The 21,219-nt window shown below is 60.7% G+C and carries 17 protein-coding genes and 1 tRNA gene; 3 read left to right on the top strand and 15 right to left on the bottom strand.

From position 1 onward, the window contains the following. Window positions 1–90: 90 nt before the first annotated feature. Genes EN885_RS17610 through EN885_RS17600 form a run of 3 tightly spaced genes read right to left on the bottom strand, consistent with a single transcriptional unit; the run spans window position 91 to window position 3,732 of the window. Complete coding sequence (locus tag EN885_RS17610; protein WP_128242893.1) at window positions 91–1,062, bottom strand: ABC transporter permease; 972 nt, start codon at window positions 1,060–1,062, stop codon at window positions 91–93. A gap of 1 nt (window position 1,063) precedes the next feature. Further along, window positions 1,064–2,203 carry an ABC transporter permease gene (locus EN885_RS17605; protein ID WP_128242894.1) on the bottom strand — a complete coding sequence of 380 codons (1,140 nt, stop codon included), beginning with the start codon at window positions 2,201–2,203 and terminating at the stop codon, window positions 1,064–1,066. Continuing rightward, window positions 2,200–3,732, bottom strand: coding sequence for an ABC transporter ATP-binding protein (locus EN885_RS17600; RefSeq protein WP_128242895.1), 1,533 nt, complete (start codon window positions 3,730–3,732; stop codon window positions 2,200–2,202). Before EN885_RS17600 ends, EN885_RS17605 begins: the two co-directional genes overlap by 4 nt. A gap of 319 nt (window positions 3,733–4,051) precedes the next feature. On the opposite strand from EN885_RS17600, the gene EN885_RS17595 reads away from it, so the two are divergent. Continuing rightward, window positions 4,052–4,261, top strand: a complete 210-nt coding sequence (locus tag EN885_RS17595) for a SlyX family protein (RefSeq protein ID WP_095488524.1) — start codon at window positions 4,052–4,054, stop codon at window positions 4,259–4,261. Window positions 4,262–4,354: 93 nt separating this feature from the next. Here EN885_RS17595 and EN885_RS17590 read toward each other — a convergent pair whose 3' ends face one another. The 5 genes from EN885_RS17590 to EN885_RS17570 form a co-directional block, all read right to left on the bottom strand. Next, the gene (locus EN885_RS17590) at window positions 4,355–4,720 is read right to left on the bottom strand and encodes a VOC family protein (RefSeq protein ID WP_127204616.1); all 366 of its coding nucleotides are present in this window, start codon (window positions 4,718–4,720) and stop codon (window positions 4,355–4,357) included. 110 nt (window positions 4,721–4,830) lie between these two features. After that, window positions 4,831–5,820, bottom strand: coding sequence for a BMP family ABC transporter substrate-binding protein (locus tag EN885_RS17585; RefSeq protein ID WP_128242896.1), 990 nt, complete (start codon window positions 5,818–5,820; stop codon window positions 4,831–4,833). A 209-nt stretch (window positions 5,821–6,029) separates the two neighbouring features. Next, window positions 6,030–6,695 (bottom strand): peptide-methionine (S)-S-oxide reductase MsrA, encoded by a 666-nt coding sequence (gene msrA / locus EN885_RS17580; RefSeq protein ID WP_095488527.1) that lies wholly within the window; start codon window positions 6,693–6,695, stop codon window positions 6,030–6,032. Between the two features lie 75 nt (window positions 6,696–6,770). Then, on the bottom strand, window positions 6,771–7,094 hold the full coding sequence (locus EN885_RS17575) for a hypothetical protein (protein WP_128242897.1): 324 nt from the start codon (window positions 7,092–7,094) through the stop codon (window positions 6,771–6,773). Window positions 7,095–7,202: 108 nt separating this feature from the next. After that, the gene (locus tag EN885_RS17570; RefSeq protein ID WP_128242898.1) at window positions 7,203–7,919 is read right to left on the bottom strand and encodes a DUF2569 family protein; all 717 of its coding nucleotides are present in this window, start codon (window positions 7,917–7,919) and stop codon (window positions 7,203–7,205) included. A 362-nt stretch (window positions 7,920–8,281) separates the two neighbouring features. On the opposite strand from EN885_RS17570, the gene EN885_RS17565 reads away from it, so the two are divergent. Beyond that, window positions 8,282–8,371 (top strand) — tRNA-Ser (locus EN885_RS17565). A gap of 114 nt (window positions 8,372–8,485) precedes the next feature. After that, window positions 8,486–9,808 (top strand): integrase, encoded by a 1,323-nt coding sequence (locus EN885_RS17560; RefSeq protein WP_095488529.1) that lies wholly within the window; start codon window positions 8,486–8,488, stop codon window positions 9,806–9,808. 1,890 nt (window positions 9,809–11,698) lie between these two features. On the opposite strand, the gene EN885_RS17555 is transcribed toward EN885_RS17560, so the two are convergent. The 7 genes from EN885_RS17555 to ccoG form a co-directional block, all read right to left on the bottom strand. After that, a complete protein-coding gene (locus EN885_RS17555; RefSeq protein WP_245493087.1) occupies window positions 11,699–13,522 on the bottom strand; it encodes an EAL domain-containing protein in 1,824 nt (607 codons plus the stop codon). Window positions 13,523–13,779: 257 nt separating this feature from the next. Next, a complete protein-coding gene (gene ubiM, locus EN885_RS17550; RefSeq protein ID WP_206073007.1) occupies window positions 13,780–14,961 on the bottom strand; it encodes a 5-demethoxyubiquinol-8 5-hydroxylase UbiM in 1,182 nt (393 codons plus the stop codon). Between the two features lie 286 nt (window positions 14,962–15,247). Next, window positions 15,248–15,859, bottom strand: coding sequence for a hypothetical protein (locus tag EN885_RS17545; protein ID WP_095488532.1), 612 nt, complete (start codon window positions 15,857–15,859; stop codon window positions 15,248–15,250). A gap of 704 nt (window positions 15,860–16,563) precedes the next feature. Further along, window positions 16,564–16,719, bottom strand: coding sequence for a cbb3-type cytochrome oxidase assembly protein CcoS (ccoS, locus tag EN885_RS17540; RefSeq protein ID WP_095488533.1), 156 nt, complete (start codon window positions 16,717–16,719; stop codon window positions 16,564–16,566). After that, on the bottom strand, window positions 16,716–19,004 hold the full coding sequence (locus EN885_RS17535; RefSeq protein ID WP_095488534.1) for a cation-translocating P-type ATPase: 2,289 nt from the start codon (window positions 19,002–19,004) through the stop codon (window positions 16,716–16,718). Before EN885_RS17535 ends, ccoS begins: the two co-directional genes overlap by 4 nt. Then, window positions 19,001–19,498 (bottom strand): FixH family protein, encoded by a 498-nt coding sequence (locus EN885_RS17530; RefSeq protein ID WP_095488535.1) that lies wholly within the window; start codon window positions 19,496–19,498, stop codon window positions 19,001–19,003. The genes EN885_RS17535 and EN885_RS17530 overlap by 4 nt, the downstream gene beginning before the upstream one ends. Then, complete coding sequence (gene ccoG / locus EN885_RS17525; RefSeq protein WP_095488560.1) at window positions 19,495–21,054, bottom strand: cytochrome c oxidase accessory protein CcoG; 1,560 nt, start codon at window positions 21,052–21,054, stop codon at window positions 19,495–19,497. Before ccoG ends, EN885_RS17530 begins: the two co-directional genes overlap by 4 nt. Between the last annotated feature and the right edge of the window lie 165 nt (window positions 21,055–21,219).

The following is a 21,219-nucleotide window of genomic DNA, read 5'->3' as shown; positions in this document are numbered from 1 at the left end:
AACCGGCTTCCACTTTTTCGCGGCCGTGCTCATATTTTCCTTTTCGCATGGCCCGGTCCGAAAACCGGCTTCCACTTTTCGGGGCCATGCTCAGCGTTCCTTGACATAGGGCACGCCGCCGGCGCGCGGCGGGATCGCCTTGCCGATGAAGCCGGCGAGCAGGATGACGGTGAGAATATAGGGCAGCGCCTGCATGAGCTGCACCGGCACCTTGCCGATCAGCGGCAGCGGCGTGCCCTGCAGGCGGATCGACAGCGCGTCGAGGAAGCCGAACAACAGGCAGGCGAACATGGCGTTGACCGGCTTCCACTTGGCGAAGATCAGCGCGGCCAGCGCGATATAGCCCTTGCCGGCAGTCATGTCCTTCACGAAGCCGCCGTTCTGCACCATCGACAGGTAGGCGCCGGCAATGCCGGTGAGCACCCCGGTGCAGATCAGCGCCCGGTAGCGCAGCCAGGCGACCGAGATGCCGGCCGTGTCGACCGCGGCCGGGTTCTCGCCGACCGCGCGCATCCGCAAGCCGAAACGGGTGCGGAACAGCACCCACCAGGTGAACGGCACGGCGAGGAACGCGATATAGACCAGCACGGAATGGCCGGAGATGAGTTCCGAATATATCGGACCGAGGATCGGCACGCCCCTGAGCGCGTCCGCGCCGGGCCAGATGATCGCCCCGAACCGCTCGTCCGAGGCCAAAGCTGGCGTACGACCGCCTTGCTGGAACCAGGCCTGGCCGAGCATGATCGTCGATCCGGCGGCGATGAAATTGATCGCGACGCCGGAGACGATCTGGTTGCCGCGATGGGTGATCGAGGCAAAGCCGTGGATCATGGCGAAGGCGACCGAGATCAGGATGGCCATGCCGAGGCCGAGATAGGCGGAGTGGAAGACGGAGGCTGCGGCGGCACCGGCGAAGGCGCCGACCAGCATCTTGCCCTCGAGCCCGATATCGAAGATGCCGGCCCGCTCCGAATAGAGGCCGGCGAGGCAAGCGAGCAGCAAGGGCACCGACAGGCGGATGGTCGAGTCCAGAACCTGGATGACGGCGTTGAACAAATCCATCTCAGGCGCCCTTCCCCTTGATCGCTTCCATGCCGACGGATCTCGGGCTGAGCGAGGCGAACAGCGCCTGGACATAGGGCCGGAACATGTGCTCGAGCGCGCCGGCGAACAGGATGACCAGGCCCTGGATGATGACGATCATGTCGCGGCTGATCGCCGGCATCTCGAAGGCGAGCTCGGCGCCGCCCTGGTAGAGCATGCCGAATAATATTGCGGCGAGCACGATGCCGACCGGGTGCAGGCGCCCCATCAGCGCCACCGCGATGCCGACGAAACCGGCGCCTGAGACGAATTCAAGCGCGACATTGTGCTGGTCGCCCATCGTCGGGTTGAGCGCCATCATGCCGGCCAGCGCGCCCGAAATCATCATGGCGACGATGATGATGCGGGTCTCCGAAATGCCGGCATAGCGCGCCGCTTTCGAGCTGTGGCCGTAGGTGCGCATCTCGTAACCGAGCCTGGTGCGCCAGATCAGCACCCAAACCAGAAAAGCCATGGCCAGCGCCAGCAGGAAGCTGATGTTGAACGGCGCCGAGCGTATCTTGGCGCCGAACAATTCGATGACCCAGTTGAGCTTCGGCAGTTGCGCGCCGTCGAGGAAGGTGCGTGTCTGCGGCGCCATCGAATTGGCCGGCTTCAAAAATCCGACCAGTGCGTAGACCATGACGCTGGCGGCGATGAAATTGAACATGATGGTGGTGATGACGATGTGCGAACCGCGCTTGGCCTGCAAATAGGCCGGGATCAGCGCCCACAACGCCCCCATTACCGCGGCGGCGATGATCGCCAGCGGGAAGGTGAGCCACCATGGCAGCACGCTGTCGAAGGCCAAGCAGACGATGCCGATGCCGAGACCGGCGATATAGCCCTGGCCCTCGCCACCGATGTTGAACAGGCCGCAATGCGCCGCCACCGCCACCGAAAGCCCGCTGAAGATGAAGGTGGTGGCGTAGAAAAGCGTGAACGCGATGCCTTGCCCACGGCCGAACGCGCCCTCGACCAGGACGGCGGCCGCGCGGAACGGATTTTCGCCAACCAGAAGCACGACGAAGCCGGCGACGACGAAGGCAACGGCGAGATTGATCACCGGAATCAGCCCGTAATCGGCCCAGGCCGGCAGCTTGGCGTAGGGAGTGCTCATTCCGCCGCCTCCTGGCGCTCGACGCCAGCCATCAGCAGGCCGAGCTCGCCTTCGCTCGCATCCGGGCCGCACTCGCCGACGATGCGGCCGGCAAACATCACCAGGATGCGGTCGGACAGCGAGCGGATCTCGTCGAGCTCGACCGAGACCACCAGCACCGCCTTGCCCTGGTAGCGCATGGCGATGAGGCGCTTGTGGATGAATTCGATGGCGCCGACATCGACGCCGCGCGTCGGCTGGCCGACGATGAGCACGCCTGGGTCTTGTTCCATTTCCCGCGCCAGCACGATCTTCTGCTGGTTGCCGCCGGAGAAATTGGCGGTCTTGAGCCGGCAGTCCGCCGGGCGGATGTCGTATTTGGCTATTCTGTCCTTGGCGTCGTCGCGGATGGCGTCGATGTTGAGGAACGGCCCCTTCAGGTAGCGCGGATCGTCGTGATAGCCGAGGATCGAATTCTCGTTCTCCTCGAAGGCCAGCACCAGCCCGACATGATGACGGTCTTCCGGCACATGGGCGAGACCGCGGTCGCGCAGCTCGCCGGGATCGGCGGCCCCGGTGAGATCGATCGGCTTGCCGTCGAGCATGACGGAGCCCGAGACGGCCCGCCTGATGCCGGAAATCGCCTCGAGCATTTCGGATTGCCCGTTGCCGGCGACGCCGGCAATGCCGACGATCTCGCCGGCGCGCACATCGAAAGAGATGTCGTCGACCATGGTGACGCCGCGGGAATCCTTCACCGTCAGGTTCTTGACCGCGAGCTTGACGCCGCCGGCTTCCGCCTCGCCCTTCTCGACCCTGAGCAGCACACGGCGCCCGACCATCAGCTCGGCCAGTTCCTCGACCGTCGTCTTCCTGGTCTCCCTGGTCGCCACCATGGTGCCCTGGCGCATGACAGAGACCGTGTCGGTGATCGCCATGATCTCGCGCAGCTTATGGGTGATCAGCACGATCGTCTTGCCCTGCTCCTTCAGCTGCTTGAGGATGCGGAACAGATGGTCGGCTTCTGCGGGCGTCAGCACGCCCGTCGGCTCGTCGAGGATCAGGATCTCGGCGCCGCGATACAGCGCCTTGAGGATTTCGACACGCTGCTGCAGGCCGACCGGCAACTCTTCGATGATCGCATCGGGATCGACTTCCAGCCCGTATTCGCGCTCGAGCCGTTCCAGTTCGGACCGCGCCTTGGCGATGCTCTTCTTCAGCAGCGCATCGCTTTCGGCGCCGAGAATGACGTTTTCCAGCACCGTGAAATTGTCGACCAGCATGAAGTGCTGATGCACCATGCCGATGCCGAGCGCGATGGCGTCGTTTGGCGACTTGATCGACGCCGGCTGGCCGCCGACGCGGATCTCACCGCTGTCGGCCTGGTAGAAGCCATAGAGGATCGACATCAGTGTCGACTTGCCGGCGCCGTTCTCGCCGACAATGCCGTGGATGGTGCCGCGCACGATCTCCAGATTGATGTCGCGGTTGGCGCGCACGGCGCCAAAACTCTTGTTGATGCCGATCAGCTCGATTGCGGCTTGCGCCATGCAGCCTGTCCCACTCTTATTTTTTTATCGCTTGGTCAAAACGCCTAGCATGACGCCCCGTCTGTGCCAATTGGCCGGAGCAGCGTTCACTCTCGACAAATCCCCGCGCGCTTGTCAATTTCGAACGTGGCCGCAGCCTTCACATTCGCTGTCGCATCGGCCGGAAAACCGGATTCGATTTTCGGAAAGCACGATGCGAAGATTGTAAGTGTCAGAGCGTAGTTTGTGCGTCCAATTGGACGCCCGTCGCTCTAATGTGGCAGACCCAGAAAATTCGCATCTCTTGGGAGTTGCGCAGCAAGAACCCGAGGTTTTTCAAATGACCATGCCCGCCGACCGGCTGACAACGCTGGAAATACGCGCCGCCGAGCAGGAGAAGACCATCGAGGAACTGTCCGGCCAGATCGCCGAGCAGTGGAAGGTGATCGAGCGCATGCAGCGCAAGCTCGATGCGCTCACCGACCGCTTCCTGGCGTTGGAGGAACAGGCCGCACCGGACGTGCCGGTGACCAAGCCGCCGCATTGGTGAGCGACTGAGGAAGAGCAACGAGCGTGGCCGGTGAAAGCGACCGCATAGCCGGACGGCCGCGAATACGTGCAGCCGGCCCACGCGGTTCTCAGGTCAGGCAGCGGCTTTCGACGGCTGCCAAAGTTCGATCGGATTGCCTTCGGGATCATGAATGCGGCAGAAGCGGCCGGCCTCTGAATCCCATTCGGCGCGAGTTTCGACGGCGATGCCCGCCGCCTTGAGATCGGCCACGGTCGCATCGATGTCATCGACGCGGAAATTGATCATCCACTGCTGATCCATACGACCGAAATAGTCGCTCTCTCGACGGAACGGTGCGAAGACGGTCGGGCCAGCCTCCTGTTTCCAGACGGTCTTGGCGATGTCGGCAATGCCCAGATGCTTCTCGTACCAGGCGGTCAGCGCTTGCGGGTCGCTGGCGCGAAAGAAGAAGCCGCCTATTCCCGTCACCGTCGCCATCGGCCGTTACCTCCTCTTGCCGGATATTATTTTTGCGGTCCGCCATCCATAACGCAAAACCGCCGGGTTTTCACCCCGGCGGCTTTGATCAGATCCGCGATGTCGGTCGATCAATAAGGGCAGGCGTTGTCCGACATGTAGTCGTGCACCTTGACGGTGCCGGCGATGATGTCGGCCTTGGCCTTTTCGACCGCCGCCTTCATCGCGTCATCGACAAGCGCCTTGTTGTTGTCGTCCATCGCATAGTCGACGCCGCCTTCCTTGAGGCCGAGATCGTTGATGCCGCCGGTGAACTTGTCGTTCTTGGCGTCCATGAAGGTGTTGTAGACGGCAACGTCGACGCGCTTGACCATGGAGGTCAGCACCTTGCCGGGCTGCAGGCCGTTCTGGTTGGAATCGACGCCGATGCCGAGCTTGCCGCCGTCGGCTGCTGCCTGCAGCACGCCAACACCGGTTCCGCCTGCCGCCGCGTAGATCACGTCGACGCCCTGGTCGATCTGCGTCTTGGCGATCTCGCCGCCCTTGGCCGGATCGTTCCAGGCTGCCGGCGTGTCGCCGGTCATGTTCTGGATGACATCGGTTGCGCCGGCCGCCTTGGCGCCGCCGACATAGCCGCAGCCGAATCTGCGGATCAGCGGAATGTCCATGCCGCCGATGAAGCCGACCTTCTTCGACTTCGAGGCCATCGCCGCCATCACGCCGACGAGGTAGGAGCCTTCCTGCTCCTTGTAGACGACGGAGCGGACATTGGGCTTGTCGACGACCATGTCGATGATGGCGAATTTGGTGTCGGGAAACTCGACGGCGATCTTCTCCAGCGCATCCGCCCAGGAGAAGCCCGCCATGGCGATCGGATTGCGGCCATCCTCGGCGAAACGGCGCAGCGCCTGCTCGCGCTGGGTCGCGTTGCTGACCTCGAATTCCACATAGGCGATACCGGTTTCGGCCTTGAATTTTTCGGCGCCATTGAAGGACGCCTCGTTGAACGACTTGTCGAACTTGCCGCCGAGATCGTAGAGAAGCGCGGGCTGAATGTCCGCGGCGAAGGCCGGAAGAACCATCGCAGTTGCGGCCAGGAGGCCGAGAACAATACGTTTCATGTGATCCACACCCTGTCGGTTATTTTTTCCGTTATGCACCGCCCGCCTGCCCGGTTCTCCGGCAGGCATGCGACATCAGACAGGAGCGTCTTCCTCCCGCTTCGGGCCAATCTGGCACGGCCCGAAACAAAATTCACGCGGAATTTTGACCTTTTGGAAAAGCGTGGCGCCGCGTCCCGGCGCCACGGATCATCGCCTCGCCAAGGGCCTCAAGCGGAGACGGCAGCCGGGATGGCGCAGGCAACGCCGGTGCCCTGCAGGTTGCAATAGCCGTAGGGATTCTTCGCCAGATATTGCTGGTGGTCTTCCTCGGCGAAGTAGAATTCGGGCGCCGGCGCGATCTCGGTGGTGATCTTGCCGCGGCCAGCACCGCGCAACGAGGCCTCATAGGCGTCGCGCGAAGCGATCGCCGCCTGGTATTGCGCATCACCGAACGTATAGATCGCCGAGCGGTAGGTGGTGCCGACATCGTTGCCCTGGCGCATGCCCTGCGTCGGGTCATGGCTTTCCCAGAACAGCTTCAGAAGCTGTGCATAGGACACGATCTTCGGGTCGTAGACGACGAGCACGACTTCGGCATGGCCGGTCAAACCGGTGCAGGTTTCCTGGTAGGTCGGGTTGGGGGTGACGCCACCCGCATAACCGACAGCCGTGACCCATACGCCCTCGACCTGCCAGAACATACGCTCGGCGCCCCAGAAGCAGCCCAGTCCGAACATCGCTGTCTCCAGCCCCTCGGGATAAGGCCCCTTGAGCGGCCGCTTCGAGACAAAGTGCTTGGATGCCGTCGGGATAGGCTTGGCACGACCCGGCAGCGCCTCGGCAGGCTTCGGCAGATTGAGCTTCTTGTTCAGCATGTCGCTGAGAAAAAACATGCGCGGTCTCCCTTTCTCTTTGATTTGGGATTTCTCTTCGTTTGGGGACGCCAGAAGGCCATCAGCAACAAGTCATCAAGTCCGGGCGAACCGCCCTGTCGGCCGCTCCCGCCTGTAGCCGATAATGTAGAGAATGAAGGCAAGCACCGCGAACACGGCGAAGCCGGGCTGGTTGAGCACCCAGGCGACGGCGCCGTCCCACAGCAGCGGACTGACCTTGTCGCGGACGAAGCTTTCGAAGGCGCTTCGCGTATCCGGCGAGACGGCGAGCCAGCTTGTGTTGAGCGGGGTCATGACCAGCGCCGAGGCCGCCACCGAGCGTGTCGTATCGAGCACCGCCATGATGACGGAAACCGAAAGCGCAACCATTGCCGCGAGACGGAAAAGAAAGCGAAACATGCAGACCTTTCCTCCCCAGGACTTTAGCAGACAGACTGCAACGTCTGTTTCGAACAGAGAGATAGTGTGCGCGCGCTTTGTTCGCAATCGCGACACGCGAATTTGAAGCTACGCCGCCGGTTTCAGCTTTCGCCGATTGACGCGCCAGACAGCGAGCACACCGCCCGCCACCGCGCCGACAACCAGCCCGGCCAGCCCGACGAACAGGGCAAAATAGGCGCAGGCACCCTCGAAGCAGCTCATGTCGGTGAGATTCGCGACCATCAAGCCGCCGAAAAACCCGGCGCAGGCGCCGAGCGCGGCGCCGAGAATGACCCCGAGCAAGGTGGCGATGATCGAGGCCAGCACCGGCGGGCGTTCGGTTCCCGGATTGGCATAGACTGCATCGGCGCCCGAGCCGCGGCGCAGAAGGTAGATGCAGAGCAAGCCGATGGCGATTTCAGCGCCGGTGATGGCCAGCCCTCTGGCCGAGAAAACGAAGTCCGGCGTGACCAGGATGTAGCACTGCCTCGCCAGCAGCCACAGTATGGTGGCGACCTGCCAAAGCGTGAAATGCCTGGGAAAACGCGCCGAGCGGTTGAAGGCGAGACCGAGGACAAAAAGCCCCCACAGAAAGATGACGATGCTGGCGGCGAGGCTGCCATAGATGAGATAGTAAACGCTGTCCGGCAGGCCGTAGTCGCTGGTCAGCGGCCATCCCGAGATCATGCCGTAAACAGACCAGGCCATGACCAAGGCGAGCCAGGCAGGCGGGATGTAGGACAGCCCGCTGTCCGGTCGCCTGGCCGGCCGTCCGCTGGCCGGCTGCTCGTTGCTCGATGTCATGCCGCCCCCGCAAAGCTGACGGACACTCGATAGGCGGCCAACAGCGAAGTCAAGCGCGGCAGGTTTTTTTCGGCATTTCCCGTGCACGTCGTTCGACAGTCGCCGCATCGGGAGCATTGCGTCGGTAGCACGACAAAACCATCTGTACCCGGCAAAGCGAATAGAGTGCCGTTATGGCTTGGCATTCGATGCCGGATCGACTAGATGAGCCCCGCGCCTGTTGCTTTGACGGCTCAGGTGCGGGGAAAGGGTGTCCGTTGGTTGACGGCGCCCACGGTACCGAGTTCCGGACCGGAATCCCCCAAGGGAGACGCATCTCCCCAACCCGCGCGGCGAAACCGGCCGACGCGAAATGCCAAGACGGAGAGGTGGCCGAGTGGTTGAAGGCGCACGCCTGGAAAGTGTGTTTACGGGAAACCGTAACGCGGGTTCGAATCCCGCTCTCTCCGCCATCCAGCTTCCATAAAAATCCTTTCTTTTCAAAAACTTCCTTGTTGCGCTTGACCAGTGCGAAGCGAAACCTATCTCAGACTGTGTAACAAACTGTGTAACATTAGAGAAAGATAATGCGACGTTCCGCAGCGCCAAGGCCGCATAAACGTGAAGGCATCTGGTATCTCGTTCGCAGGGTGCCGAAGGAATTCGCGGCGTTTGATCGCCGCTGCCTGGTACGCATTTCCACGGGGGTCGCCGTGGCTGACGATCCCCGCGGTGTACGGGCGCGAGATGCAGTGCAAAGCCTCGGCGCAGGGCTGGAGGCGTATTGGCGTAGACTGCGGGAAGGCCAATCCGCCGAGGCGGGGCTGCGTTTCGAAGCCGCGAGGAAGCGCGCGCGGTCATTTGGATTGGCCTATCGCACTAACGAGGAACTAGCAGCGGGGCCGCTCGACGAACTCATGGCCCGCATCAAGCTGCTTCTCGACAAAAAATCGATCGAGGACGCGGAGGACGTCTCGGCGGTGATGGGTGGGGAGAAGCGGCCAGCGGTCCGCCTGAGCGGTCTTATCAAGGAATTCGAGACGATCGAGCAACAGAACTTGCTGACTATGTCGCCCAACCAAATCAAGAAATGGCGTAACCCCAAAAAGCGCGCAGTTGCCAATCTGGTTGGAGTCATTGGCGACAAGGAGATCGCAAGCCTCACTCGGGACGACGCAGTCGCGTTCCGCGAGTGGTGGCAAAAGCGGATCGTTGAGGACGGACTTGATATCGGTACGGCCAACAAGGACATCGGCCATGTTTCGAAAATGCTGCGCGTCGTCGATCTGACTCACCAGCTCAAGCTGGAGCCGGTTTTTCGCAACCTCCGTCTTTCCGGCGCCGTCCCCGGGCAACGCGCTGCGTTCCCAGCGGAGTTCATTCAGGAGAAGATACTCGCTGAAGGCGCGCTCGACGGACTCAATGACGAAGCCCGCCATCTAATCTATGTAATTGCCGATACCGGACTCAGGCTTTCTGAAGCGGCAAACCTCACCACCGAAACAATCCACCTCGATCAAGAAATCCCGCATGTGCGGGTGCGCCCCAATGGCCGTCGCTTGAAGACCGGTCATTCAGCCCGTGACATTCCCTTGGTTGGCGGCGCACTTGCAGCCATCAAGCTCCATCCGGGCGGCTTTCCTCGCTATCGCGACAAGGCCGCCTCACTTTCAGCGCTCGTCAACAAGGTGCTCGCCAGCAAGGAACTTCTGCCGACTTCCGAGCATAGTCTTTATAGCCTGCGTCACACTTTCGAGGACCGGCTGACGGCAGTTGAGGCGCCGGAGAAGGTAATTGCCTCTCTGATGGGCCACAAATGGATCCGGCCGAAATACGGCGCGGGACCTTCGTTAGCGCAAAAGCGCGAGTGGCTCCAAAAAATCGCTTTTACCCCGCCCGGGCGAATGTGATTGCGCCATCCAGGCCGTGAGAACCAACCTCACGGCTCCAGCTGTCCGAGCCATTTAGGTTGAGCGTGGCCAGCACGCGCTGCGCTCGCTCGCGATTTCCGAGCTTCCGCCGCATTTGTTCGACCTCGTATTCCAGCCTTTCGAAGGTCGGTGTATAGGCATCTCCATGACGGATGACCAAGTAGGCCGCAACAGCTAGACAGCATTCGAGCTCCGTGGCCGATGGACCGGAAAAAGGGGCGACGCCATAGCAAGGCGCGCAACGCCTCTCGAAAGCTTCCGAACTAGGCAAACGGCCAGCACGTGGCATCGTGACAGAAACCTATGCCTGATCGACGAACCTGAAGTGCTCACGAAGCTTGACCGGTGCGCAGGCCATCGGAGGGACAATTCCGCTCTGCCTAAAACCGACAAAAATTTTGAAACACCCGTCCCTCCGGCTCGAATTCAAAAGTTCAGCCCAGACAGGAACGCCTGATATCTTGTCGTGCACTGTCACCGTGCCAAACCTGGTGCCGGCGACAACGGCAGTTTGGCGAGCAGAAGAATTCCCGAGACTGAGACGTTCTACGGCTTGGCTCATGTTCGCGTTCCTCCTCGATTGGAAACAGGATGGGCCATATGGAAGCGAATAAAAGGAGGTTGGTGACGAGTCTCGGTAGTGGAGTAGAAACGGATGGAAAAGCTTGCGCTATTCGCCATCGGCGCCGCTAAGCGCACTTGAGAGAAGGGGCATGATCGCCAAGAGATGACGTCCGAAGAACTCTAGCGCGTCGCTTGTCGCCCCACTCTGAACTCTCGTCGGTCTGGTCCATTTATTCGACTCGAGGATGTTCGTCCGTTCATCCGGCAGGCTGCATGATCGGCATTGGCGAGGCAATCGAGGCGACAAACATCGCTCGATATGAGTAGCCGACAGGCAATCTCTAATTGCGAGGAGCGGATAGAATTGGGTACGGTCAAGGGATGAAAACGCGATATGGCTACGCTGGCGTCCATATGTTCGACCGCACATCCAGCCTTAGCCGGTCGCTGTGTGTCAAAGCGATTTAGAGGCGCGACACCGCAAGCCAGTTAGAAATGCGACAGTGACGCGTCTTTTTGGCACGACCTTAGCACCCGATCGGGCCTCAGCTGGTCGTGGTTGCGCAGCCCGATCGGGTGCGATTTTATAGAGCTCCCCTGGCTTTAGCTTTGAGATCCCGTCATCGACACAAATGCAAGGGAACGGTCCGACCGCTTGCGGACATTCGACATGCCGTGGCAGCTTGCTATGGTGAGCCAGCGCATTCCGATACACGTTTTCCGCGCTCTTCAATTCGTCAGGCGTGAGACGGTCGTGACCGCTGCGCCAATTGATCTCGTGGCAGGGTTTGAGAAGCCTCTGGTTCTCGTTGTCGACGGACGAAGCTTTGATCCCACTCGATCAAGAGTGCGCTCTTTGCGAAGCCGGCTATACCGTTGCTCCAGCCCCTGTGCTGAGGCTGAGCGCTTGATCAAGGACAGCCCCCGGCCGCTGCTGTTCTGGACGTGAAGTTGCGGGATGGTGACTGCGTTGAGGTCGCGAAGACCTTGACCGCGGGTACGTTGTTCATCCGGATGAGCGCTGAGCCGAGAAGCGGCCAAGAACGCTTGCCTGTATTCGAATCCTACGGGAACCGCGAAACGAGCGTCCAAGGGACGCAATTCTCCGACGTCGTTCACTCAAGCTCATCTCGCAACTTGAACGCTTGTATCAAGCCGCTGCGTGTGCGCCGGTGGACCGGATTGCTGCATCCAAACCACGTGCTCAGTTCCGCCCCCGCAATAACTCTACCGTCCGAAACGGCTTTCGCGCGCCAGGTCCACCCCACATGAAAGTTCCGCGAGCAGCACGGACGGAGAGGCCGGTCACAACTCCTTCGCGTGCTCTTTTACTACCGAATCAAGTGCCAGATGGAGAGGCACTGCCTTAGAGAACAGGAAGCCCTGCGCGGTTCTGCAGCCAAGCTTGTACAGAGTTTGCCGATCTGCCTCTGTTTCAACGCCCTCGGCCATGACCTCGATCCCGAGCGTCCTACCAAGATCAATCACCGCTTTGACAAGCAGCCGATCCTCCCGGGACTTGGCTAAGCCGCGAATGAAGCCCTGGTCTATTTTCACCTTCGTGATCCGACTGTCCTTGAGCGATGCCAACGTCGAAAAACCGGTGCCGAAGTCATCGAGCGCGATAGAAATGCCAGCATGTGAAAGCCGGCCGAGCTTTTCATCCACTCTGTCCGGATCCACTGGGGCTTCTTCGGTAATCTCGATATCGAACATCGTTGCAGGGAGGTCTTTTGCCGCCAGACCATTAAGAATCATGTCGTCAATATCGCCAGCTTCCAATTCGCGCGGTGAAACATTCATCGCCACACGAACATCACGACAGTCAGCTTTGACCAAGCCCTCGATAAGAGCGCAACAGTCGGCGAATACCGTTTGAGTTAGCAGCTGAAGCATTCCAGTTTCGCGTGCCGCTGTCATGATCTCGGGCGGAGAAATGGGACCGTGAAGCGGGTGAGACCACCTTAGCAAGGCTTCAAAACCGACGACGGCTTCAGTTTCGAGTCTTACGATTGGCTGGAACCAAGGGACCAAGCTTCTCATCGTTATCGCCGAATGAAGATCGCGTTCGATTGACTGGCGGCGTTGCAGTTCCCGGGCTAGCTCGGCATCGAACAGACAAAATTCATTCCTGCCGCGGCGCTTAGCTGTGTAAAGGGCGATGTCGGCCCGCAACAACATTTCCGTTAGTCCGGGGTTTTCAGCCAAGTAGATTCCTATAGACGCTCCAATGCGGACCGATGCGATCCCAGGATAGGGGCGAGCAAGCTTGGCTATGAGATTGGACGCGAGATTGGTGGGAGAAGGAGAATTCTTTCGCGAAGAAAAAATCAGCACGAATTCATCCCCACCGATGCGGGCGAGCGTTGAGCCCTCCGGTGCTTCTTCCTCTATTCGGCGGGCGATCCTGACAAGCAGCTCGTCACCCGTTCTGTGACCGTAGGTATCGTTGACAGATTTGAACCCATCCAGATCAATCAGCATGGCGACAAAGGGCCCATCAGTGTTCTCAAACTGATCGATTGCATGTTCGAGGCCGCGCCTGTTGAGGAGCGCGGTAAGATGGTCCTCCCTGGAATTGCGCTCCATTTCCGCGGCAAGCCGCTCGGCTTGATGTCTCAGGCGGCTCGCGTCACGGAAGCGCGCTTGTCCAACGAACGAGGCTCGAACCAGGCCGCCCTCGAAAAGCAGGACGGCAAAAGCCAGAATGTAGTTTTCCAGGGTTCCCTTCGTCAGCAAGCATGCGGCGGCAATGAGGAGTGGCGGTGTGATGAAGTATATCGCTGCCGCAGCATATGAGCTGCCGTACGTGACCGCGCCAGCTGAAATGCCCGCCAGAATTATTAGATGCAGCGATGCTTGAGACGTAGTGTACCCAGCCGTTAGGACGGCAAGGAATGACCAGGTGAATCCCGCCAGAAGAGCAAGCCTGCCAAACCAGCGAAGCCGCAGCCAAACCCGTGTCAGATCATCCTGGACTCCGGGTTCCTTCAGCTGATGACGGGCGAGTGCAAGGCGGGCGGCATTTATCGCATTAACGACCGAAAACCAGGCCGCGCCAGCAAGACCGTTCCCGGAAAGGGCCTGCACGGTCAAAATCAGCCCGGACAGCACAATGCTTATCGGCATTGAAACGAAAAGGCCTGCCCTCAGATCAGCGAGCTGGTCCTGAAGGATTCTCGCCTCCAGCGGATCTTCTTTTTCCAGGGCTGGACGGGTCAGCTTGCTTACTCCTGCTTGTCCGCAGCCTACGCAGCCCCCCTGAAGGACGGGTTAATTCTTCAATCGGAGATCAGCGTCGGGAGCAGGATTACTCCGGCGCATGATGCACTCTCTCGCATCGCTCGCCCAGCACATCGCGCAAAAATGCAACTGCTGGTGCAGTATCACCGCTGGAGCTCCGCCGAAATCCCATGCCGGACAAGGGGAACATGTTGGGCAAAGCGAAGCCCCAGATGCCTTGCAAGCCGTGCCGCCAGGTGGTCTCTGGAGTAGAGTCCAACCAGTATGTTCGTTGCATGGTAGAGCGGCGCCGCCGACAGGCGCAGCCGCCTTTCGTATATGTGCAGCATGTCGGGGTCGCCAACATTGCGGCCGTCGCGGCACGCGGTCATGATTCCACGGGCGAGCTGCTTCTGGCTGCTGAGGCCGATGTTGAATCCGTGAGCGGTCACCGGGTGCATGCCGATGGCAGCGTCGCCGATGAGTGCGGCGCTCGGGGCCCGGAATTTGTGCGCCCACGTCGTGACCAGCGGATAGGTATGGCGCTTGCTTGCCAAGGTCATTTTTCCAAGGCGCCCTCGACACCGTTTCGTCAACTCCGACAGGAACAAATCGTCATCGAAGGCAAGCAGTCTATAGGCCTCGTTTGAGCGCAATGTGAGCAGCAGCGACGACACGCCTTCCGCGAGGGGCAATATCGCTATCGTCTGATGGTGATCGAACCATTCGATGGCGATCTGGTGGTGGGCGCGCTCGTGCCTCACTCGGCAAATCAGCATCGAGTGGCCAAGCCGGTTGATATCGGCGCCGATGCCCAGCAGATCACGCGTGGCGGACAAACGCGAATCCGCGGCAACAACAAGCCGAGCAGTTAAACGCGCGCCATTAGAGAGCGTTACGACTGCTCCTTCTTGGCTGTTTGTTGCATCGACGACCGAGTGGCCGCACAACAGCCGGGCGCGATCCTGCAAGCGGACGATTTTGAACAGCGCCTCGCGGATCCGGCAATTTGGAACCAAAACCCCCAGCGGTTCTCCAGAGTTGCTGGGAGGATCGAAACGAAGAGCGAATGCGCTCGAGCCGTTGAGCACGCGCGCGCCTTGAAGTGCTGATTTGTCCGAAGCCGGGATGACATCCCAGGCGCCGAGCTCGCGAAGGGTTCTGATCGAAGCGTTGGTCAGCGCGATTTCGCGACCATCGAAAGCCGGATTCGCCAGACTATAGAATGTGTTCTGTTCAACAACTGCCACCTTGAGTTCGCTTTGGGCAAGCGACGCAGCGAACGAAAGGCCGACCGGCCCGGCTCCAACGACAACGATGTCAAAATTCTCGTCAGAGCCCATCAGCGTGCCGCCATCCCGTCGGCTATCCTCGTGTAACGGTGGAACTGAGCCGAGTGACATCCGCTGAGCTCCGTGCCCGCCGCATTGCCTAAAGGCGCTGGGCCGCGGGATTCGCATGGATCGGCAACGAAGCACGCAACCCGCTCAGAGGTGGATGCGGCTAACCGAACCCGCCCTTTCGCCGCGCAGCCGCGCAGATCGCCGCCAGCAAGCGAGACACTCGCGACGCTGGTCAGCCACGGCCGCGCCGCATCGATGGCCACATTCGACTTGGAACCCGTGCGCATAGCTACTCACGCTCCACGACGTCGAAGCGGGTTCTCTTGCTAGGGTATCGAACGTAGCGCTCTCTCTCGTCATCCCAGCCAAGGTAGCGGAAACTTTTATGCACGACCGCGCATATCTTCGCAAGAACCTGCTGCATGGCTTCGATGTCGATGTCCTTGCAATTCAGTCGCCGATAGAGCAAAGCCCACGCGGCGACATAGTCGTCGAAATAGCGCGCGTCACTCGAACCAATGATCAACTTCGGACGGTTGGTCGATCTCGAAAACGCACGTCCCAACCCCGATGATGCTCCGCAGCACGTTGACATCACGAGGATCTTCGGCGCTGGATCCGAGCCCTGGAACATTTCTACGAAGTCAGCCCAAAGTAGGCTACCTCGCCCACTGGATGAAGCGATCCCGTCTCCATTGCCGTGCCCAGCGATGTGAAGCACGTCGCACTTCGCCTTGTTCGCTTGGACTACAGCCTCACGAAAATGCTTTCGGTCCAAAGTAATGCGATAGTCCGAGTGGATGTTGAAAGCCTTTAACAACTGCTGCAGGATCGGTCCCTCGTGCTTGTCGTGGTAGTAGTCTTTCGCGTAGTGGCAGTCGATGATGTGAACGGTTTTCATGGCACTCCAGCCGTTTGTTCGTTGATCGTCGTGACGAGCGGACACCACGCGCCCGGAACCGCGTGACGTACGCTGAGTTCCGGTGCCGTCGCATAGCCTCAAGGCGCGGGCCGGGAATCCGGATGGATCGGGAACGACGCACACAACCCATCAAAGGCGAAAGCTGTTGATCGGCCCCCGTTTCCGCGCAGCCACGCTGATGGCCAGCCAGCAAGCGAGATACACACGACCCTGGTCAGGTAAATGGCTGCGCCGTAAGCACAAGGCATAGCCGACCACACGACAGAAAAACCCGGCACCGTGAAGGTGCTGATAATGACGACCAAACTTTCCGTGAGTCATGCATTTCTCCCTCGAAGACTGGTCTATAGACCACACCGATGAGTATGACCCTGATCTGGATCAGCCAGACATGACCAACCGGCACTGTCGGTTCTCGGTCGGGTGATCGATCGCGACGTTCCACTTTGGAACCCGTGCGCACATTGCCAAGCTCTCGTCGGCCACGCGAGGTACTTTCGTGGCATCAGCCGCCTCATATTGGTGCAATGGGAGGCAGTCCTTCGCACGACAGAGGCTTTTCACAAATCGATGTAGTGCGCAGCTTAGGTCAAGGTGGTCATGGAGCATGGACAGCTTGTTCCCGACCGAGCCGGCTCGACTGACGAGCGCGATCCGCGCATCTTATGCACAGCGGATTGAAATCAGCGTTCCGGTTTGTCGTCCCGATCAATTAGTATCCGCTCGGCGGCTCCGTCGAGATCTTCGTATTGACCGCTTCGCAATGCCCAGACGAAGCCGGACAGGCCCAATGCACCCAGAAAAAGGGCCACGGGTATGAGATAGAGTAAGGTCGTCACGAGGATTGTGCCGAATAGCTGACTGCGGAGCGTCTGACTTTTTGAATAACTTGCACCGTCGCATTCGCCATGAAGCCGTGCAAGCGCAATGCGTTTCCAATAACAAGCAGCGATGAGGCAGACATGGCAATGGCCGCTATCAAGGGCGTGACGTGCCCGAGGATGGCGATTGGTACTGCCACCGCATTGTAGACGATTGCGATTGCGATGTTCTGCCGGATCAGGTGTCCTGCCTTGCGCGAGACGCCCAGGGCGAGCGGCACCGCCAGGAGGCTTTCGCGCAGGAAGACGAAGTCTGCCGCGTTGCGGCCAATGTCGACGGCGGTGGCCGGTGCGATCGAGACATGCGCCACGCTCAGCGCCGGCGTATCGTTGAGGCCGTCGCCAACCATCAGAACCTTGTGCCCAACTTTCGCGAGGGTCTCGATGCGCTCGACCTTGCCCGATGGCAGCAGGCACGGAACGAAGTCGTCGATATCCAGCAGCTTTGCCACTTCGGCGCAGGCTGCGGCGGTATCGCCCGACAGCATTTCGATCGACACCCCGTCACCGTTCAACTGTTGGATGCCCGCTCCAGCGTCGGCGCGCAACGCATCCTCGAAAACGAAGGATGCGGCAATCATCCCGTTTCTCGTCAGGACCGTTCCGCCGTAGCCGTGTTTGCCTTCACCGCCAGTTCGAGCCTTCCAGCCGGCCCATCCGCGTCGACCCAGTCGCCAGGTGCTTCCCGCGTCAGTGGCTTCGATTCCAAACCCGGGATGCTCGGTCACAGTATCGAATTTGTGCTGCCCGCCAGGAGCGGCAAAACCGGCTATGGCCTTTGAAAACGGATGGCGGGAATGCGCAGCCATGTCGGCGGCGATTGCCAGCATCGCCGGATCAATCGAGTCCGCATTGACCAGCCGGGGCTGGCCGAGCGTGAGCGTGCCGGTCTTGTCGAACACGGCAGTATCGATCGCCGCGAGGCGCTCCATGGCCGAACCGTCCTTGACCATGATGCCGCTCTCGAAAAGCCGCCGCGCCGCGACCACCTGCACGATCGGCACCGCGAGGCCAAGCGCGCACGGGCATGTGATGATGAGAACGGCGATGGCGATCGTCATCGCCCGATGCCAGTCGCCGGTCGCCGCCATCCAGCCCAGGAATGTCACAAAGGCGGTGAGATGGACCACTGGGGCATAAAGCGCTGAAACGCGGTCGGCGATACGGCGATAGTGCGCGCGGCCGCCCTCGGCGGCCTCCATCAACCGGACCATTTCCGCGAGGAACGAATCCTTTGCGGCGGCTGTCGCCTCAATCGTCAGCGGGCCGGTAAGGTTGAGCACGCCGGCCTGTACTGCTTCGCCCGGCGCCACGTTTTTCGGCGTGCTTTCGCCTGAGGCCAGCGAGCAGTCGAGATCCGACGTTCCCTGGATGATCTTGCCGTCGACGGGGATCCTCTCACCGGCCGCGATCAACAACCGCATGCCTGGTTCGATCTCGCCGACCGGCAGATAGTCGCGCGCGCCGTCGCCGCGCATCACCATGGCGCCACGCGCGGCCAGCTGAGACAGGCCCTTCACGGCAGTCCGGGCACGCTCCCGCATCACATGATCCAGCGTGCGCCCGATCAAAAGGAAGAACAGCAGCGATACCGACGCGTCGAAATAGGCGTGGTCGCCATGATTGATCGTCTCATAGAGGCTCATGGCATAGGCGAGCGAAACACCGACCGCGATGGGCACGTCCATATTCATGCGACCATGGCGCAAAGCATTCCAGGCCGAACGGAAGAAGATTCCGCCGGCGAAGGCGAGGGCAGGAATGGCGATCAGCGCCGAGACCCAGTGAAACAGGTCGCGGGTAGCACCTTCGGCGCCGGACCAGACAGAGACCGAAAGCAGCATGATGTTGCCCGCCGCAAAGCCGGCAACAGCGACGGCGCGGATCAGTTCGGCAAGCGTCTTGTCCTTGTCATCGACCTCGGGTGTGAACAGATGCGCCTCGTAGCCCAGCCTGCCAAGCGCGGCGACGAAGGGTGGCACCTCGTCTCCTCGCCACCGGACCGCGACCCGCTTCGTCGACAGGTTGACGCGCGCGCTTTCGACGTGATCGAGCTTTCCAAGTGCCGCCTCGATCGTCTGGATGCAGGCGGCGCAATGAACCGTCGGCACTGAAAGATCGGTCTGCCGAAGATTGTCGCCAAGCGATCGGCTCGCCAACCTGATCTCCTGGCTGGATGGCAGGACCGACGTGGCGCCGTTCAGATCCAGCGCCATTTCAGCGCCCGGTGCACAACAGCTCATTGCAGCGCTCCATGGGAAATCATAATCCTGCGGACGTCGCGATAGGGTCGTGTCAGGCCGGCATCGGCGTCGACTTCGACGATCCAGACGCCGTCCTTCGGCATATGCTGGGCGGCGAACTCCTGGCCGGAGGCGAGGGCGAGCGTGACGGACTTGTCCTCTTTCTCGTAGGCGGGATGACGAAACAGCACCTTGACGCCGTGCAGAGGAACCGGCTTGCCGGCGGCGTCGGTGAGGCTGTAGCGGACTTCGCCCCATGCGATGGTCAGCTTGCCGGTCCAACCGAGCGCTGCTTGGGCGCGGCCGGCCTCGGCCTCCTTGTTGAATTGCTGGCTGGCCACATAGGTGTTCTCGACGACGAGGCCGGTCCAGCTCGTATTGGCGAGCGTGGCCATGGTCAGGTTGACGGCGATGACCACCCCGAAGAAGGTGAGAATGATGGCCAGCATGTGCCTGCCGGTGAATTCGCGAAGCTTTTGGGCATTGGCGGTCATTTGGCGGCCTCTGGCGCGTTGAATGTGGCGGTGTATTCGTTCGACTCGAAGCTCGCCTTATCCTCGACACGGAACTTGAAGGTCTGTGCCGGGGCGTGGATCTGGTCCGCGGGCTGGCGAACGAAGACCTTCAACGTTTTCAGGCGGTCGGGTTCGACCGGGATGGCGAAAGACCGGCCCGCCGGGATGTCGTCGCCGACGACGACCATGTCGGCACCCTTCAGACCCTGCATGGTGACGACGATTGTCCTTGGCTCAGGGATCATGTTGAGCAGCTTCACGGTATAGCCATTGCGGATGGAGCCATCGGATAGCGTGACGAATTGCGGATTGCGGTCATGCAGCACGTTCAGTTCGAGCCGATCGCGCGTCAGCAGCGAATAGAGCAGGCCCAGCCCGATCAGCGACCATAGGCCCATGTAGATGTAGGTGCGCGGCCGGAAGATCTTGCGAATGTGAAAATGCGCCACCTGATCGGAGAAGGTGCCGACAGCAGTCCTGACCAGCGACGGATTGATTGAACTGGAGCCGCCTGCGGTCGCCAGCATCATGTTGGCGTTGTAGTCGGAGAGCGTCGCGTAGGAGATCAGCCCGCGCTCCTTGCCGAGCTTGTCCATGACGCCGTCGCAGGCGTCGATACACAGCGCGCAGGTAATGCATTCGAGCTGCTGGCCGTCGCGAATGTCGATTCCCATTGGGCAGACCGCGACGCAGGCATTGCAGTCGACGCAGTCGCCGACGGACTGCCCCGAGGCTTGCACCTTCTTGGCGTGGCGCGATCGCGGCTCGCCGCGCCAGTCATTGTAGGTGACGGTGAGCGAATTCTCGTCGAGCATGGCTGCCTGGATGCGCGGCCATGGGCACATATAGGTGCAGACCTGTTCGCGCATCAGGCCGCCGAACGTGTAGGTGGTCGCCGTCAACACGGCGATGGTGATGTAGGCGACAGGTGCGGCCGTACCGGTGAAAAGCTCGCCCATAAGTGTCGGTGCATCAGCGAAATAGAAAATCCAGGCGCCGCCGGTCGCCGCAGCGATGACCAGCCAGACGGCATGCTTCGATACGCGCAGCATCAGCTTGCGGGCGGTCCAGGGACCAGCGTCAAGTTTCATTCGGGCGTTGCGGTCCCCCTCGATCGCACGTTCAACGAGAAGGAACAGATCGACCCACACGGTCTGCGGACATGCATAGCCGCACCAGGCACGGCCGACAGTCGAGGTAATCAGGAAAAGTCCAACGCCGGCCATGACCAATAGGCCGGCCACATAGAAGAATTCCTGCGGCCAGATCTCGATGAAGAAGAAGTAGAAGCGCCGATTGGCGACATCGAGCAGCACGGCCTGGTCCGGGGCAAATGGACCGCGAGCCCAAGGCAGCCACGCAGCCAGGTAATAGATGCCAAGGGTGATCGTCATCACCAGCCATTTGAAGCGACGAAAGTTGCCCGAGGCGCGCTTCGGAAAGATCTTTTGACGCGCGGCATAAAGGGGCTTGCGGGTTTTGGCGGAATTGACAGTTTCTGTTTCGAGCCGTGTCAACTGCGTCTTGTCACGCACGTGCAACTCCACTTTCCCAGCCAATGTCAGGGGCACCTGTCGAAAAGCCTCGCGGTAGGACAGCCTTGGCGGGTTGTGCAGATCGCATTAGGAATGGTGTCGAGGCCCGGCTCACGCCGGGCCTCGTCCGCTTGGCAGGGGGGACCGAAGAATAGGGCTTCCATT

The sequence above is a fragment of the Mesorhizobium sp. M6A.T.Cr.TU.014.01.1.1 genome (genome assembly GCF_004022765.1).
Lineage (GTDB): Bacteria > Pseudomonadota > Alphaproteobacteria > Rhizobiales > Rhizobiaceae > Mesorhizobium > Mesorhizobium mediterraneum.
The sequence above is the reverse complement of the archived record's forward strand: the minus strand, read 5'-3'. Positions and strand labels throughout refer to the sequence as shown.

Coding starts and splice junctions, on each gene's coding strand:
- EN885_RS17610 (WP_128242893.1), bottom strand. CDS start 1,062: ATGGATTTGTTCAACGCCGTCATCCAGGTTCTGGACTCGACCATCCGC.
- EN885_RS17605 (WP_128242894.1), bottom strand. CDS start 2,203: ATGAGCACTCCCTACGCCAAGCTGCCGGCCTGGGCCGATTACGGGCTG.
- EN885_RS17600 (WP_128242895.1), bottom strand. CDS start 3,732: ATGGCGCAAGCCGCAATCGAGCTGATCGGCATCAACAAGAGTTTTGGC.
- EN885_RS17595 (WP_095488524.1), top strand. CDS start 4,052: ATGACCATGCCCGCCGACCGGCTGACAACGCTGGAAATACGCGCCGCC.
- EN885_RS17590 (WP_127204616.1), bottom strand. CDS start 4,720: ATGGCGACGGTGACGGGAATAGGCGGCTTCTTCTTTCGCGCCAGCGAC.
- EN885_RS17585 (WP_128242896.1), bottom strand. CDS start 5,820: ATGAAACGTATTGTTCTCGGCCTCCTGGCCGCAACTGCGATGGTTCTT.
- msrA (WP_095488527.1), bottom strand. CDS start 6,695: ATGTTTTTTCTCAGCGACATGCTGAACAAGAAGCTCAATCTGCCGAAG.
- EN885_RS17575 (WP_128242897.1), bottom strand. CDS start 7,094: ATGTTTCGCTTTCTTTTCCGTCTCGCGGCAATGGTTGCGCTTTCGGTT.
- EN885_RS17570 (WP_128242898.1), bottom strand. CDS start 7,919: ATGACATCGAGCAACGAGCAGCCGGCCAGCGGACGGCCGGCCAGGCGA.
- EN885_RS17560 (WP_095488529.1), top strand. CDS start 8,486: ATGCGACGTTCCGCAGCGCCAAGGCCGCATAAACGTGAAGGCATCTGG.
- EN885_RS17555 (WP_245493087.1), bottom strand. CDS start 13,522: ATGCCGATAAGCATTGTGCTGTCCGGGCTGATTTTGACCGTGCAGGCC.
- EN885_RS17545 (WP_095488532.1), bottom strand. CDS start 15,859: ATGAAAACCGTTCACATCATCGACTGCCACTACGCGAAAGACTACTAC.
- EN885_RS17535 (WP_095488534.1), bottom strand. CDS start 19,004: ATGAGCTGTTGTGCACCGGGCGCTGAAATGGCGCTGGATCTGAACGGC.
- EN885_RS17530 (WP_095488535.1), bottom strand. CDS start 19,498: ATGACCGCCAATGCCCAAAAGCTTCGCGAATTCACCGGCAGGCACATG.